Here is a 14,383-nt window from a genome sequence, read left to right on the forward strand (position 1 = left end):
GGTTCATTTTTCAGACGACCTTTTTGTATAGTGGATAAATGAGTTTGTTCACGGACTAATAGAAAACGAGATACCTGTTCTCCGTCACTCCTGCTTGCGCAGGCGTAACGGCCGGCTGGCGTTTCTATTTTCATTCTCGAAGCAAATCTCAATCCTCTTTTTTCTCCAACGCGGCAAAGGCGGCCTTCATGGTCGGGTTTTTGCGTACTAATTTTTTGACGGTCAGGTCGGTCGCTTTGTTGTTGGCAAGGCGCAGGTTGTTTTCCGAAGAGAGCAGGGCTTCTTTGGTTTTTTGCAGGTGGCTGATGGTTTTGTCGATTTCGTCGATGGCGGTTTGGAACTTGCGGCTGGCGAGTTCGTAATTGCGGGCGAAATCGGTTTTGAACTTGTCCAAGTCTTCTTCAAAATGCGTGATGTCGATGTTTTGCGCGCGCATTTGTGCCAATTCCTGTTTGTATTTCAATGAATTGAGTGCGGCGTTGCGCAACAGGGAGACGATGGGGATGAAGAACTGCGGGCGCACGACGTACATTTTCGGGTAGGCGTAGGACACATCGACGATACCGTTGTTGTAGAGTTCGCTGTCGGCTTCCAAGAGTGAGACGAGTACGGCGTATTCGCAGTTTTTTTCTCTGCGGTCTTTGTCCAACTCTTTGAAAAAGTGTTCGTTTTTCTTTTTGGTGGCGGTTTCGTCGTTTTCGTTTTTCATCTCGAACATGATGGAGATGATTTCGTTGCCTTCTTCGTCGGTTTCGCGGTAGATGTAGTCGCCTTTGCTGCCGGTTTTGGCGTCGTTGTCTTTGCCGAATACAGCTTGGGGAAAGGCGGTGGTGCGGATGCGGTTGAATTCGGTTTCGCAGTGCTGCTCAAGGCTTTCGCCTATCATTTTGGTGGACTGTTTGGCTTTGAAATCTTTATAGAAGGCGATGGTTTCGTCTTTTTGTTTGAGTTCGGCCTCGTATTTTTCGCGCAGGCTTTGTTTTTCCAACTGGTTTTCTTTGGATTGCAGCATGAGCTGCGTGTTCAAATTGCCCAATTCGCGCTCTTTTTCGGCAACGGCTTTGGTGATTTCCAGCTCTTTTTCCATGTTTTTCGCCGTTTCCAGCGATTTTGCCTGCGCTTTCAGTTCGGCAATCAATTTGTTCTGCTCGGCGATTTGCGCTTTCAGACGACCTTCGATTTCGGCGGCGGCGAGTTTGCTGTCTTTTTCGTAGGCGTTGATTTGGTTGGACAGGGCGGCGATTTCGTGGTTTTTGTCGGCTAGGATTTTGTCGAATTGATTTTGCGCCTGCGCTTGGGCAAGCTGCATATCGCTTTGAAACTGCATCTGCGCCTGTTGCAGGCGCTCGTGGATTTCGGTTTGAAATTCTTGGGTGCGGACTTGGTTCAGGATGTCGGCGTAACTGGCTTCGTTGACGGTAAACGCGGTGTGGCAGTGCGGGCATTTGATTTCGTGCATGGCGGGTTTCCCTTGTATTTGAAGCGTGTAATTTTAGCAGAAAGGTCGTCTGAAAAAGTTTTAGCGAAACTCGCTGCGCTCGTTTTGGCGAAACCCTTACGGGTTTTCAGACGACCTTGTCGCTTTAAATTCAATCGCAAGCTGTGTTGCCGACATCAAGACTGAAATCGTGAAACTCGTTGAGCGTGCTGCGGTGGCCGATGCTGATGATGATGCTCTGCGGCAGTTCGCGTTTCAAGGCGCGGTAGAGCAGGGCTTCGGTCGGTTCGTCCAAGGCGGCGGTAGCTTCGTCGAGCAGGATGACTTTGGGCTGTGAGAGCAGGGCGCGGACGAAGGCGACGCGTTGCAGTTCGCCGGGGGAGAGCTTGTGTTGCCAGTCGTCGGTTTTGTCTAATTTATCAATCAGATAACCTAAGCGGCAGGTGTTCATGGCTTCGGCTAGCTCAGGATGCTGTTTGTCGATGTCGGGATAACAAATCGCGTCGCGCAGGCTGCCTTGCGCCGTGTATGGGCGTTGCGGCAGGAAGAGGATGTCTTGATGCGGCGGACGGCTGACTTTGCCGCTGCTGCCGAACGGCCAAAGCCCCGCCAGCGCGCGCAGCAGCGAGGTTTTGCCGCAACCGCTCGGGCCGCGTATCAGTAGGGAATCGCCGCTTTTGAGGTTGACGTTGATGCCGCTCAACAGGATTTCGCCGTTGTGGCGGAATAGGGCGACGTTTTCCAGCGAGAGGTCGTCTGAAACTTGGATAATGTCGGGTTGTTGTGCGCTGTGTTGTTCTTCCGTACTCAGCAAGAATCCGTACAGACGCTCCAGTCGGGCGCGGTAGGCGGTAAATTTATTGTAGAACATCCGAAAGAAGGAGAGGGCGTTTTGCAAGCGGGAGAAGGCTTGGACGGTCTGCTGGATGTCGCCGATTTTGATTTGCCCGGCAAACAGGCGCGGGGCTTGCAAAATAATGGGGAAGAGCTTGATTCCGTTGGTAAACATGTCGTTAAAGCCGCTCAAGCAGACGCTTTGGCGGGCGATGCGCCAACGGTTGCGGATAATGGCTTTGAAGCGGTCGGCAAGCTGGTCGTGTTCGTGTTGTTCGCCACTGTAAAACGCCACGCTTTCGGCGTGGTCGCGCACGCGGATGAGGGAATAACGGTAGTCGCCGTTGAGCTTTTCGTTTTCATAGTTGTAACGAATCAACGGGTTGCCTATCCACATGGCGATAAAGGTCGCCAAAATCACAAACATATAGACAAACCAAACGATGCCGTGCGGAATGTCGAAGCCGAACACGGTCAGGATGCCCGCCAAGCCCCACAAAACAACGGCAAATTCCAGCGAGGTAACGACCGAATTGACCATGCCGCGCACAAATTCTATGGTTGATGCGATGAAATCCTGTGCGTCTTGTTGGATACGCTGGTCGATGTTGTCCGGCGCATGGCGGCGCATTTGCAGGCGGTAGTAGTTTTTGTCGGCAAGCCAACGCGTCGTCAGCACTTCATTGAGTCGCTCCGACCATTTAATCGCCAAGCCTTGATCGAGAAAGTCGTTGACGACGTTGTTAAACGCCCGCACCAACACCACACCGGCGTTCATCGCTGCAAACATCCAAAACGCGGAGGCGTTCAAATCCTGCATCGAGTCGTAAAGCCCTTTGGACATAAAGGTACTCAATACATTCAGCCGCACTTCGGTCAGCAGCAGCACAATCATCGCGGTAATCGCCAGCAAGACTTTGACCGCGCTTTTCGGCGTCAGGCACAGCCGCAGGATATAGGCAAACTCCCGCCCGAAGCGCGTTTCGCGTGCCAAAAACAGAATCACCGCCGAGGCGGCGGCGACCATCAATAAGGTTTGTAACAGCCAAGACGGCGTGGAATAAAGCTCGATTTGCCATTTTTGCATGTGCGTTGTCTCTTGAGGCAGGCAGCGGGCAGGGGTCGTCTGAAACCCTGATTCTCCGCTTAATAAAATAATTTACAATTACGATAGAAAAAGTTTTGATTGATGTTGTATTTTTATTTTTACAAATAGTTATCATCACTTTTTATAGAAAAGCAGAATGTTATCAAATATAATTCCGCAGCAAAATTACTTTGTGATTTTTAACGCTTATTGCAACAAAAATAACCCACCTCAAAGACAGAAGGAATTTATGAACAGCAAATTAGCCCTGATGCCGCTTTTGATTATGAGCGCATTTTCTTATGCCGCCGATGAAGCGACGCCCGAAGCCCCAGTGCAACAGCAGTTGCAGGAAGTCCATGTCCGCGCCGACGCCAAACGCGTCAAAGCCGCCCGCTCTTACTCCATCGCCAGCGACGGCGACTTGCGCGACCGCGTAAATTTGGGCGTATTGGGCAAAGCTAATGCCTTTACCGCGCCGATTACCGTCGTCAACTACGACGAACAAGCCCTTAACAACACCGAAGCGCGTACTTTGGTGGATGCCGTAGCAAAAAAAGACGCTTCCGTTTGGCAGTTCGGCGGCGAAAGCAACACATTGACCGGCCTGTATTTCCGCGGTTATCAGCTTGATGCGCGCCAATTCAGCGTCAACGGTTTGGCAGGTATGTACGGCACGCAAGGCACGGCCAGCGTGCATGTCGGTTCCGCGCAACTGATTAAAGGCGCGTCCACCACTGTAAACGGCATGGACCCTGAAGGCGCGGTATCCGGTTCCGTCAATATCGAGACTAAAAAAGCCGCCGATGAGGGCAACCGCAAAATCGGTTTGGGCTGGTTCAGCAACAACCGCGCCCAAGGTACGTTCGACTTGGGTCAACGCTTTGGCGAAAACAAAGAATTCGGCGTGCGCGCTAACGGCAAACTGCGCCACGGCGACACCCCGCGCCACGGTTACAGCGAAGACAACAAAGAATTTGCCTTAAATGCCGACTACCGCGGCGAAAAACTACGCGTGGCGTTCGATTCCATCTACGCGAAACGCAAAACCAACGGCGGCCGCGCGCGTATGCAGGATATTCAAAACGCCAACGGCCGCTTGTTTGACGCGCCCGATGGCAAAGTGAACCTGCTGCCAAGTTGGAACTGGCAGAACACCGTCGGTCGAACCAATATGCTGACCTTCGAATGGGATGCGTTTGAAAATGCACAGATTACCGGCGGTATCGGCTACAACAAGGCGCGCTATTACGGCACGCTGATTTCTCCGACTATTTGCGGCAAAGATGGCGCAAGCAGCCAAACCGCAACCTGCTCAAGCGCCAACCAATACCACACAGGCACGGCGCGCCTGACTGATCAATATTTCCGTACTTTGAGTATGAACCTTACTGCACGCGGTGAATTTGAAACCGGCCCGGTAACGCATAACTGGAGTACTGCTTTCGACCGCATTATCCGTCAACGTACAACGATCAATGGTAGCGCAGCCGGTAAAAGTAAGGTAGAAGTTAAAGCAAACGAAAATATTGAGAGTAAATTGGCATCGTTTAGAGCCGACTATCCAAACTCATGGGCGAACTCTGCCAACTTGGATGCCAATATCAAAGTCAACAGTTTGGCTTTGTCCGACACACTGGGCTTCGTCGACAACAAATACCGCCTGACCTTGGGTGGACGCTTCCAAGCGGTTGAATACACCAATAAAAAAGAAGGTAAAAGCGGCGATGCCAAACGCTTCAGTCCGATGTTGATGGCTGCATGGGTACCGCAGCCCGATTTGGTCGTGTACGGCAACTATATGGAAGACTTGGAGCCTGCCGACATCAAAACCGATGATGACGGTAACACTACCATGTCCAAACCGCGTGTCAGCCGTCAGTTTGAAGTCGGCGTGCGCAAAAACTGGGGCGACTTTGTCACTACTTTGAACGCGTTCCAAATCAAACGCCCGGGTTACTGGCGCGGCAATACCAAAAAAGGTACTGATTTTGCTGTATACAAAGCAGCAGGAGGCGCAGCCGGCGACAAACAAGGTTTTGAGCGTAACCGCGGTATCGAGTTCAATACCTATGCCAATCTGTTGAACAAAACTCTGCGTCCGAGCTTTGGCTTGATGTACCTGCAATCGACTGTGAAAAATTATCCGAACGCAGCCGATAATCTTGTTAACGGCGTACAAGTTGCCAACCCGCGCGTGATTGCCAAAGCGGGCGTGGAATGGGATACCCCGTTTGCCAAAGGCTTGACCTTGAACGGCAATGTTTCGTACTTCGGCAAGTCTTACCAAGATACGCAAAAACAATACGCCTTCCCATCCTATACCTTGGTTGACGTAGGCGCGCGCTACAAAACCAAGCTGGGCAAAAATACCCTGACTGTCAGCAGTTCGGTGGAAAATCTGTTCAACAAAAACTACTGGCAGGTACAGCGCGGCCAATACGACCGCAGCTTCGCCGTCGTCGGCATGCCGCGTACTTATTGGCTGAAAGCGGAATTGGATTTCTAATATCCGAACAGGTCAACCGGTAAAGACAAAGGTCGTCTGAAAATCCTCAATCTGGGTTTTCAGACGACCTTTTATATTGTTTTTTGAATGGAGCGGGTGATATGACTTATAGTGGATTAACTTTAAATCAGGACAAGGCGACGAAGCCGCAGACAGTACAGATAGTACGGCAAGGCGAGGCAACGCCGTACTGGTTTAAAGTTAATCCACTATATCGTAGAACGGCACCCCATTAATCACAACGCAGAGAAAATGGTTTAGAGGGATTCCCAAACGTTGGCAGCTTCTTCGGAGAAATGTTGCCACGCGGGCAATGTTATGGAAGTTGCTGTTTCCAATGCGCCAGCAGTTGCTTGAGGATTTCAGACTGTTCGTGACCGTCATTGATGGCGGTTTCAAGCCAACGGCAGGCTAAGGCTGTGTTGCGGCGGACGCCTGTTCCGTGGAAATAGAGGCAGGCGAGGTTGTATTGCGCCATTGTGTCTTTTTGCTGCGCTGCCTGCGCGAACCATTTGGCGGCTTGGGTATAGTCGGTCTCTGTTCCATGACCGTTGTAGTACATCATGCCGAGATTGGTTTGCGCTTTGCTGTGCCCCAAATCTGCCGCCTGCTGATAGAGCGTCAGCGCTTCGGCATGGTCGGGAGCGCGGTTCAGACCGTAATGGGCGGCAAAAGCCAGCTGATAGAATTGCTCCGCCTGTTGGCGTTGCAGCGCGTGTTCTTTGGCTTGGGGGTAGTTTTGCTTATTGTTCAGGGCAATGTCCGCAAGTAGTTTTTGGTGTGCGGCAAGATTGCCCAAATCAGCGGCAAGCTGATAGTAATGGCGCGCTTTGGAGGGCTCGGGAAGGATGCCCAGCCCGTAGCGGTAGATATCGCCGAGCAAACGCAGCGCTTCGGGATGATTGCGGCGTGCGGCTGCTTTGGCGTAGCGGCGTGCTTTATCCGTGTCTTTCGGGATGTCTTTGCCCAGTAGATGGATTTCTGCGAGCTTGGCGTAAGCATCGCTGCTGTTTTGTTTGGCGGCGGTTTTTAGCCATTGGATGGCTTTGTCGGGGTGGGTCGGGAGCAGGATTTCCGCAAGGGCGACTTGTGCAGGCGCGATGTTGTCACTTGCCGCGATGTACAGGTGTTGGGCGGCTTGCTCAAGGTCCGGTGCTACGCCTTGACCGAGCTTGTATTGCAATCCGAGTTGCCAATTGGCAGGCGTAAATCCTTGTTTGGCGGCAAGTTGGTAGAGCTGGTGTGATTGGGGATAATCGGGCGGCGAGGTGTATTGGCAATGCTGGCCTAAGAAATATAGGGCTTGGGGATTTTGCTGACGCGCGGCAAGTACGGCCCAATCGACGGCTTCTTCGTGTTGACCTGCGTCATGATAAGCACGCATCAGCTTGAGCTGAGCTTCGATAATGCCTGCTTCTGCCAATTCCCGATAGGAGGGAAGCAGGGTATTGAGCGGCATGCCTTGTGCTTCTTGGATTTGAAGAAGGTTGTAACTGGCGTAGGGATGACCGTCACGCGCCGCTTGCTGCATCAGGCGTATGCCGGCTTCACGGTTGGCAGGGATGCCTTGCCCTTGCAGCAGGCAGCCTGCAAGATGGAATTCTGCTTCCGTATGCCCTTCGTCTGCCGCTTTTTGCAACAGTGGGACTGCGGCGGCAAAATCGGGCGGATTTTGGGTCATGAATGAGTGAGCTTCCCGGAATAGTGTATCGGCGGTTGTTGTATTCATTTTATTGTATATGTTTTGAATTTTATAAAATGGACGCTGTAAGTGTTTGCTTGAGAGTTGCAGTATTTTACCAGAAATTACCTGATTATTCATTCCGTTGTAATAAATTTTGTCGGGCAAATTCCTTAATGTAAATGCCGCCGGGCATTCTGTGCAAACCGGCGGCATTTTGCTGTCGTTTTATTTTTTCAACATCTTTGCCGCTTCGACGGCGTAATACGTCAGGATGCCGTCGGCACCGGCGCGTTTGAAGGCGAGCAGGCTTTCGAGTATGACTTTTTCGCCGTCCAGCCAGCCGTTTTGAATCGCGGCTTGAAGCATGGCGTATTCGCCGGAAACTTGGTAGGCGTAGGTCGGTACGCCGAACTCGTCTTTGACGCGGCGGACAACGTCAAGATAGGGCAGGCCGGGTTTGACCATCACCATATCCGCGCCTTCCTGAATGTCGAGGGCGACTTCGTGCAGGGCTTCGTCAGTATTGGCGGGGTCCATTTGGTAGGTTTTCTTGTCGGCTTTGCCCAAGTTACCGGAACTGCCGACCGCATCGCGGAACGGGCCGTAAAAAGCGGAGGCATATTTGGCGGAATACGCCATGATGCGGGTGTGGATATGCCCCGCGTCTTCAAGGGCTTCGCGGATGGCGAGGATGCGGCCGTCCATCATGTCGGACGGGGCGACAACCTGCGCGCCTGCGTCGGCGTGGCACAAGGCTTGTTTCACCAAAACTTCGATGGTTTCGTCGTTGAGGACGTAGCCGTTCGCATCGGTCAGCCCGTCTTGCCCGTGGATGGTGTAGGGGTCGAGGGCGACGTCGGTCATGATGCCGAGTTCGGGGAATTTTTCGCGCAGGGTGCGTACGACGGTCGGTACGAGTCCTTCGGGGTTGTAGGCTTCTTCCGCCCATTCGGTTTTATTTCGGGTAACGACGGGGAAGAGCGCCAGCATGGGGATGCCGAGTTTGAGGGCTTCTTCGGCGGTAAACAATAATTTGTCCAAACTTTGCCGTTTCACGCCGGGCATGGAGGGGACGGCTTCTTCCTGATTGCTGCCTTCGAGTACGAAGACGGGGTAAATCAAATCGTCTGCGGTCAGGGTGTGTTCGCGCATCAGGCGGCGGGAAAAGTCGTCTTTGCGCATGCGGCGCATACGGGTGGCGGAAACGTAACGCGGTGGGAAATTCATAATCGTCCTTTGTCCTTCTGGAAACGGCTGAATCGGCAGGAGAAATGTTTTCAGACGACCTCTTTGCAAGCAGAGGTCGTCTGAAAATGGGTTTGCGACAGTTTACGCCGTTTTGATGAATTACTCAAAACTTGAACAGAGTGTCGAAAAATCAGTCTTTTACTTTTCTGATGGCTTTAACCGTTTTGGAAATCGAGTCGATTTTGTCAGGTTTGGGCATATTGCGCTCTTCCTCACGCAAGCCTTCGGCATCCAACGGCTCGATATTTTTCATGGCTTCGCGGTAGGCGGTAGGACTGAGTTTTTCTTGCGTGATGCGCCATACTTTGCGGCCGTTGGTACGCGTTTCCGATGCGGTCCACAAGCCGATTTTGTGGTAATAGAGCAAAACACTTTCGGCAAGGGCCTTCATGTCGGTATTGGGTCTGCCGCTGCCGATGCTGCGGCCGATACGGTTGTTGCGTTGGTCAACTGCCTGATCCGCGAGATAACGGCTGAAATAGTTGATTTTCCCTTCGCGGATTTTGATGTCGGCAAGGTAGGCATTACCTGCTTCTTCGGCGATTACGTTGTCGAATTGGGAGGTAATGGCGGCTTGCCACAGGGCTTGGCGCACGGCATTGACCTGTGTGCCTTTGCCATCTCCGTTGGCAGTATCGTCTAAGCCGCTGCGGTAGGCAAAGCGCGTGGCATTACTGCTGATATTGAATGAGCCTGTGTCTTCCATGCCGATGGCTTGCGCCGCTACGGGATGATTGAGGGCGAATTGGGTAATTTTGCTGCGCCGGGTTTGATCTTCTTCAAAGGCAGTTTGACAGCCGGAGAGCAAAATGGAAGCAAGTAGGATGCATTTAAGATGTGTTTTAAATTTAATCTGAGCCATGATATGAGCCGTGATGAAAATATTATTTTATTGATGATATACTGCTTATGTAACATACAATTACATATTGTAGCAAAATATTTTTCATACGGGCGCTTTATTGTATCAGCGGTCTCTTGTATTAGGGCAAAAGGTCGTCTGAAACCGGCTTTAGGCGGGGCGGTTTCAGACGACCTTTTCGTGTGTATGGCTGATTCAGCCTTGATGGGAAAAGTTTTCCGCAGCTAATGGCGCTCTCCCCAATAAAGCTGCAAAATCAGAATAATCGGCGCATGAGCCTTGTTTGAGCAGGGCAAAGCTATCACGGCTGATAATACCGTTGCTGAGGATGTTTGCCAACGGCAGCGCAGGGTCAAGCAGGCGTAGGGGAATAGGCAGGATATGTTGTGGCGGTTTGTGGTGCAGGGTTTGGCGGAGGGTGGTCAGGTATTCTGCCAAGGTCAGCGTTTGGCTGCCGGTCATATTGACGATGCTGTGGCCGGCGTCGGTTTGGACGGCAAGTTTTGCCAAACCTTCGGCAACATCGGCAAGATGTACGGGCTGTAAGTAAAAGCGTCCGCCTTCCGGCAGTGGAAGTAAAGGGAGGTGGGCTAGTTTGATGAACAGTTCGCAGCTGGTTCCCCCACGCCCGTAAACGACGGATGGTCTGGCTATGGCAATCGGGATGCTGCTTTGGGCGACGGCATTATCTCCACGTCCTTTACTGCCGACAAAGTTGATGGATTGAGATGGGTCGGCACCCAGTGCGGATAGTTGCACCCAGTGTTTTATGCCTGCTGTTTTTGCCCATGCGGCGAGTTGTTTGGGCGTACGGTGGTGTACGGTTTCGAGTATTTCGGCATGACGGCTCATGATGCCGATGCAGTTGATGAGGACGTCTTGCCCCTCTAATAAACGGCGTGCGGCGGTTTCGTCAGGATGAAGAAAATCGAAGGCGCGGCGGTCGGGCGTGTAAACTTGGTGACCTTGTTCTTTTAAGATTTGGGCGGTACGGCTGCCGATGAAGCCGCTGCCTCCGAAAATGATGATGTTCATGGTTTTTCTTTATGGTGTTGCTGAGGTCGTCTGAAAATCTTTAAATCGGTTTCATCACCATCAGGAAGTAAATCACGATAGTGGCGCAAAAGGCGGGATAGCCCAGCAATTCCCAGCGTCTGGCATAACGCCAATAGGGTTCTGGAATGGTGTCTGCGTTTTCTTTATGCGCTTGTTCGGCAATCTTTGCCATACGGATTTGCAGCCAGACAACGGGCAGCCAGCAAATGCCTGCAAGGATGTATAAACCGATCGTCATCCATACCCAATTTTGTTCTAGCATGGTGGAAACGGTATAGCCGCGTTCGTACAGCATCCATAAGCCGGACAAGGGTTGGAAAATGACGGCGGGAGTCGTAAACCACCAATCTGCTTTGATGACCCAATGCGATACGACCGACTGCGCGGCGACCGAACCGCTGCGGTTTGCCCAAAAGAGGTAAAACGCTGTACCAAAACCGGTGCCGACCATTAAGGTAGCCGAGATGATGTGCAGGGTTTTAACGATTAAATAAGTGTTCATTTTTTATCTCCTACGGATTGATACAGGAAAAATAAAGTAGCCATAATCGGCAGGTTTTTTACCAAAGGCGCAAACGGATGCGCCCACATTTCGGGCAGCCTGAAGGCAATAATCAGGCTGTATGTCGTGACGGTTATCAATTGCAGCAGCCATATTGCGGAACGGGCACGAAAGCGGCTGAAGCATAAAAAGGCAAAACCGATGTCCAATAGTGAAGCGGCGATTAATGTCGGCCACAGCAACGGATCGGGAATGCCGACCGAATGCAGCAAATCCAATGACATTTCAGGCATGAAAAACAGAGGTTGAGTGCCGCTCCACAGCCATAACAACCCCATCGAGTAAGACAGGTAAGCAGGGAGATTGCGTGTAGTGTTGGCGGACATATTGGTTTCCTAATTTCATTTTGGTTTGTTTATATATTTAGCCTGTAATTTCTAAAATTTCTGTCAAAAGAGAAATATAAAGGTAAAAAAATTAGGCAGGTTCCCGAATATCGTCTTCCCCAGGAGGATTAGGCAGACTTAAAAGACCGACAATCAAAGAATAAGTACCGCCTATTACCACGCCTGCTTGGAGGCTGCTGATAAAATCCGCACCAAACAATAAAAGATACAGACAACTGCATAACGATCCGACGATGCCTGCCCGGATAAGGCCGCATAAGTCCCTGTATGTAGACGTCAAGCTTAAGATCAAACCGCAAATTAGGGCCGGCACGGTAAATAATAAAGCATAGTAGCCGATATTAAATGCAAAAAATACCGTAGATGCAGTATAAACGATGATGACTCTGCCTCTCGGATAGTCGAAATAATCATCTGTTGAATGTGCCATAACACACCTATGATTGAGTAAGAGAAACCGGGGGTTGTGTCTTGCAAACCAATTGGGGCGGCATCATCGGAAAAATTTCTGTATTCCGGTGCCTATTTTTAAAATTTTCACCATGGTTGAGGTGGAAAGCTTCAGCATTTCATTTGCCCATATGGTCAGCGTGTTAATGAAATCATGGGTTTGTCGGATTCGCTGTTTGGCGGTTTCATTTTCCTGACTAAATTCAGGGCTGTCGATCAGGCTTTGCAAAAATTGCCGCGTCGGTTCGATTTCGCGCTGCATGCGCATTTCTGCGATGGTGCGGAACAAAGTCCAGACGTCGTCTGAAGTTTCAAAATGATCGCGTCTGTCGCCCAAGATATGCACGGTATGCACCAGCCTCAGATTTTGCAGCTCTTTGATGCTGTTGCTGACATTGGAGCGCGCTACGCCGAGCGTTTCGGTAATTTCTTCGGCATTCATCGGTCTGCCTAAGATGTAGAGCAGGGCGTGGATTTGCGCAACGGTACGGTTGACGCCCCATTTGGTGCCCATTTCGCCCCAGTGGAGGATAAATTTTTCAGTGGTCGGATTCAGTTTCATAGTGAGGGTATTTTATTTTTGTCTTTTATTTCTGTCAATACAGAAATAAAAGATTTTTTTGAAACGGGTAAAACAGGCGGACTGAATTCAGCCCGCCTGTTTTAAACCATAGATTATTTTTTACGATAGATTATTTTTCCGACTGCTGCTTGTAGTATTCAAGTAATTGCTTCGCTTGCAGCAAAGGCAGCCCGAAATGCTCGTTGATGTTTTTGAGGTCTGCTGTTTCTTTTCCGGTCAGATTTTGTTCGAGCCATTTCAGATTGTCCGGATTGCTTTTGATTTTTTCAAAATACGCCTGCTTGCGCTTCCAATTTCGCGACCACACCAGCAGCATGGTGAAAATACATAGCACGATTAAGAAAATATTCGTGAAAGCCATCATGTCCATTGTAGTCTCCGCTTACTTGGAAGTATGGGGATTATAAGCGAATCAAGTGTTTACGGATATATTGAGGAACGAGGACGGCATGGTTTCGGGTTAAGTTTGGATGGGACAGCTTATTTCCGTATTGTGATTCGTCATCTCAATATATAGTGGATTAAATTTAAATCAGGACAAGGCGACGAAGCCGCAGACAGTACAAATAGTACGGCAAGGCGAGGCAACGCCGTACTGATTTAAAGTTAATCCACTATAGTTTTTGCCGTACCTAAAATCCGTTTTGCGGAAAGGGTCGTCTGAATTGGGAAAACAGGGTAATTTTGTGGTTTCAAGTTTGGATTTCTATGCGCGTGTACAGTTAAATCATTAATAAAATAATGCGTTGTGTTAGAATCTTGCCGAGTTGTTAATACAGGTTTGGAAGTACTCCGTGCCGTCGGCAAGCCATTTGAGCAACGCGGCTCATACTTTCAGACGACCCCAATACCGAATTTCAAATATCTATGTCCGTCAACCATTACGAAAACTTCCCCGTCGGCTCGCTTGTCATGCCGCGCCGCCTGCGCAAGCCTACCCATGCCGTTTATGCTTTTGCGCGCACTGCGGACGACCTCGCTGATGAAGGCAATGCCGAAGCCGATGAACGCTTGCGCGCTTTGGATGAACTCAAATCCGAACTTGACCGCATACAGCGCGGCGAAACGCCGTTGACTCCGCTAATGCAACGTTTGCAGCATGAAGCCATCGCGCCTTTCAAGCTGCCGCTGCAGCCGTTTTACGATCTTTTGTCCGCATTCAGTCAGGATGTTGTCAAAACCCGTTATCAGGATTTTGGCGACCTGATTGACTACTGCCGCCGTTCTGCCAATCCGGTCGGGCGCATTATGCTGCACCTGTACGGACAAACCGACGAAGTCAGCATCGCCCAAAGCGACGGTATCTGCACCGCGTTGCAACTCATCAACTTTTGGCAGGACGTTGCCGTCGATTGGCAGAAAGGCCGTGTTTATATCCCGCAGGACGACTTGCAAAAATTTAATGTCAGCGAAACGCAAATTGCCGAAGGCAAAGCGGATTTTGCGTTCCAAAGACTGATGGCGTATGAGTGCAACCGCGCGTTCCAAATGCTCAAGGGCGGCTCGCCCTTGGGTAAAACGCTGAAAGGCCGTTTGGGATTTGAATTGCGGATGATTATTGTCGGCGGACAACTGATTTTGCAGAAACTGGACGGCAGCAAATACGATATGTTTACACAACGTCCTGTTTTGGATAAAAAAGATTGGCTGATTATTCTGAAACGGGCATTCTTGAAGAAATAAACCGACCGGCGCAAAAGGTCGTCTGAAAACGCGGCTTGAA

13 protein-coding genes are annotated in these 14,383 nt (G+C 50.6%); 2 read left to right on the forward strand and 11 right to left on the reverse strand.

Going from position 1 to position 14,383, the window contains the following annotated elements:
- Positions 1-148 precede the first annotated feature (148 nt).
- Both MON40_RS06920 and MON40_RS06925 read right to left on the reverse strand, forming a co-directional pair.
- Positions 149-1,459, reverse strand: a complete 1,311-nt coding sequence (locus tag MON40_RS06920) for a DUF2130 domain-containing protein (protein ID WP_003778677.1) — start codon at positions 1,457-1,459, stop codon at positions 149-151.
- A 130-nt stretch (positions 1,460-1,589) separates the two neighbouring features.
- Positions 1,590-3,359 (reverse strand): ABC transporter ATP-binding protein/permease, encoded by a 1,770-nt coding sequence (locus tag MON40_RS06925; RefSeq protein WP_003778682.1) that lies wholly within the window; start codon positions 3,357-3,359, stop codon positions 1,590-1,592.
- A gap of 250 nt (positions 3,360-3,609) precedes the next feature.
- Between MON40_RS06925 and MON40_RS06930 the strand changes: the two genes are divergently transcribed.
- Positions 3,610-5,868, forward strand: coding sequence for a TonB-dependent receptor (locus MON40_RS06930; protein ID WP_242925828.1), 2,259 nt, complete (start codon positions 3,610-3,612; stop codon positions 5,866-5,868).
- 316 nt (positions 5,869-6,184) lie between these two features.
- On the opposite strand, the gene MON40_RS06935 is transcribed toward MON40_RS06930, so the two are convergent.
- The 9 genes from MON40_RS06935 to MON40_RS06975 all read right to left on the reverse strand — a co-directional run bounded on the left by MON40_RS06935 (position 6,185) and on the right by MON40_RS06975 (position 13,030).
- Positions 6,185-7,597 carry a tetratricopeptide repeat protein gene (locus MON40_RS06935; protein ID WP_039863093.1) on the reverse strand — a complete coding sequence of 471 codons (1,413 nt, stop codon included), beginning with the start codon at positions 7,595-7,597 and terminating at the stop codon, positions 6,185-6,187.
- Between the two features lie 180 nt (positions 7,598-7,777).
- Positions 7,778-8,779, reverse strand: coding sequence for a porphobilinogen synthase (gene hemB / locus MON40_RS06940; RefSeq protein WP_039863064.1), 1,002 nt, complete (start codon positions 8,777-8,779; stop codon positions 7,778-7,780).
- A gap of 151 nt (positions 8,780-8,930) precedes the next feature.
- The gene (locus MON40_RS06945) at positions 8,931-9,662 is read right to left on the reverse strand and encodes a DUF6973 domain-containing protein (protein WP_003760647.1); all 732 of its coding nucleotides are present in this window, start codon (positions 9,660-9,662) and stop codon (positions 8,931-8,933) included.
- A 195-nt stretch (positions 9,663-9,857) separates the two neighbouring features.
- On the reverse strand, positions 9,858-10,697 hold the full coding sequence (locus MON40_RS06950) for an NAD-dependent epimerase/dehydratase family protein (protein WP_003778697.1): 840 nt from the start codon (positions 10,695-10,697) through the stop codon (positions 9,858-9,860).
- 40 nt (positions 10,698-10,737) lie between these two features.
- Positions 10,738-11,220 carry a DUF2269 family protein gene (locus MON40_RS06955; protein WP_003778699.1) on the reverse strand — a complete coding sequence of 161 codons (483 nt, stop codon included), beginning with the start codon at positions 11,218-11,220 and terminating at the stop codon, positions 10,738-10,740.
- Positions 11,217-11,606, reverse strand: coding sequence for a DoxX-like family protein (locus MON40_RS06960; protein WP_003778701.1), 390 nt, complete (start codon positions 11,604-11,606; stop codon positions 11,217-11,219). The genes MON40_RS06955 and MON40_RS06960 overlap by 4 nt, the downstream gene beginning before the upstream one ends.
- Positions 11,607-11,697: 91 nt before the next feature.
- Positions 11,698-12,057 carry an NADH dehydrogenase gene (locus tag MON40_RS06965; RefSeq protein ID WP_094112931.1) on the reverse strand — a complete coding sequence of 120 codons (360 nt, stop codon included), beginning with the start codon at positions 12,055-12,057 and terminating at the stop codon, positions 11,698-11,700.
- A gap of 63 nt (positions 12,058-12,120) precedes the next feature.
- Positions 12,121-12,639, reverse strand: coding sequence for a GbsR/MarR family transcriptional regulator (locus MON40_RS06970; protein WP_003778705.1), 519 nt, complete (start codon positions 12,637-12,639; stop codon positions 12,121-12,123).
- Positions 12,640-12,769: 130 nt separating this feature from the next.
- Complete coding sequence (locus MON40_RS06975) at positions 12,770-13,030, reverse strand: hypothetical protein (protein ID WP_003778708.1); 261 nt, start codon at positions 13,028-13,030, stop codon at positions 12,770-12,772.
- A gap of 497 nt (positions 13,031-13,527) precedes the next feature.
- On the opposite strand from MON40_RS06975, the gene hpnC reads away from it, so the two are divergent.
- Complete coding sequence (gene hpnC / locus MON40_RS06980) at positions 13,528-14,343, forward strand: squalene synthase HpnC (RefSeq protein ID WP_003778710.1); 816 nt, start codon at positions 13,528-13,530, stop codon at positions 14,341-14,343.
- The last annotated feature ends 40 nt before the right edge of the window (positions 14,344-14,383 follow it).

Source organism: Neisseria macacae ATCC 33926, assembly GCF_022749495.1.
GTDB classification, from domain to species: domain Bacteria; phylum Pseudomonadota; class Gammaproteobacteria; order Burkholderiales; family Neisseriaceae; genus Neisseria; species Neisseria macacae.

What these genes read in the sequence shown, in the direction of transcription:
- MON40_RS06920 (WP_003778677.1), bottom strand. Translation starts at nt 1,459, where the DNA reads ATGCACGAAATCAAATGCCCGCACTGCCACACCGCGTTTACCGTCAAC.
- MON40_RS06925 (WP_003778682.1), bottom strand. Translation starts at nt 3,359, where the DNA reads ATGCAAAAATGGCAAATCGAGCTTTATTCCACGCCGTCTTGGCTGTTA.
- MON40_RS06930 (WP_242925828.1), top strand. Translation starts at nt 3,610, where the DNA reads ATGAACAGCAAATTAGCCCTGATGCCGCTTTTGATTATGAGCGCATTT.
- MON40_RS06935 (WP_039863093.1), bottom strand. Translation starts at nt 7,597, where the DNA reads ATGAATACAACAACCGCCGATACACTATTCCGGGAAGCTCACTCATTC.
- hemB (WP_039863064.1), bottom strand. Translation starts at nt 8,779, where the DNA reads ATGAATTTCCCACCGCGTTACGTTTCCGCCACCCGTATGCGCCGCATG.
- MON40_RS06945 (WP_003760647.1), bottom strand. Translation starts at nt 9,662, where the DNA reads ATGGCTCAGATTAAATTTAAAACACATCTTAAATGCATCCTACTTGCT.
- MON40_RS06950 (WP_003778697.1), bottom strand. Translation starts at nt 10,697, where the DNA reads ATGAACATCATCATTTTCGGAGGCAGCGGCTTCATCGGCAGCCGTACC.
- MON40_RS06955 (WP_003778699.1), bottom strand. Translation starts at nt 11,220, where the DNA reads ATGAACACTTATTTAATCGTTAAAACCCTGCACATCATCTCGGCTACC.
- MON40_RS06960 (WP_003778701.1), bottom strand. Translation starts at nt 11,606, where the DNA reads ATGTCCGCCAACACTACACGCAATCTCCCTGCTTACCTGTCTTACTCG.
- MON40_RS06965 (WP_094112931.1), bottom strand. Translation starts at nt 12,057, where the DNA reads ATGGCACATTCAACAGATGATTATTTCGACTATCCGAGAGGCAGAGTC.
- MON40_RS06970 (WP_003778705.1), bottom strand. Translation starts at nt 12,639, where the DNA reads ATGAAACTGAATCCGACCACTGAAAAATTTATCCTCCACTGGGGCGAA.
- MON40_RS06975 (WP_003778708.1), bottom strand. Translation starts at nt 13,030, where the DNA reads ATGGACATGATGGCTTTCACGAATATTTTCTTAATCGTGCTATGTATT.
- hpnC (WP_003778710.1), top strand. Translation starts at nt 13,528, where the DNA reads ATGTCCGTCAACCATTACGAAAACTTCCCCGTCGGCTCGCTTGTCATG.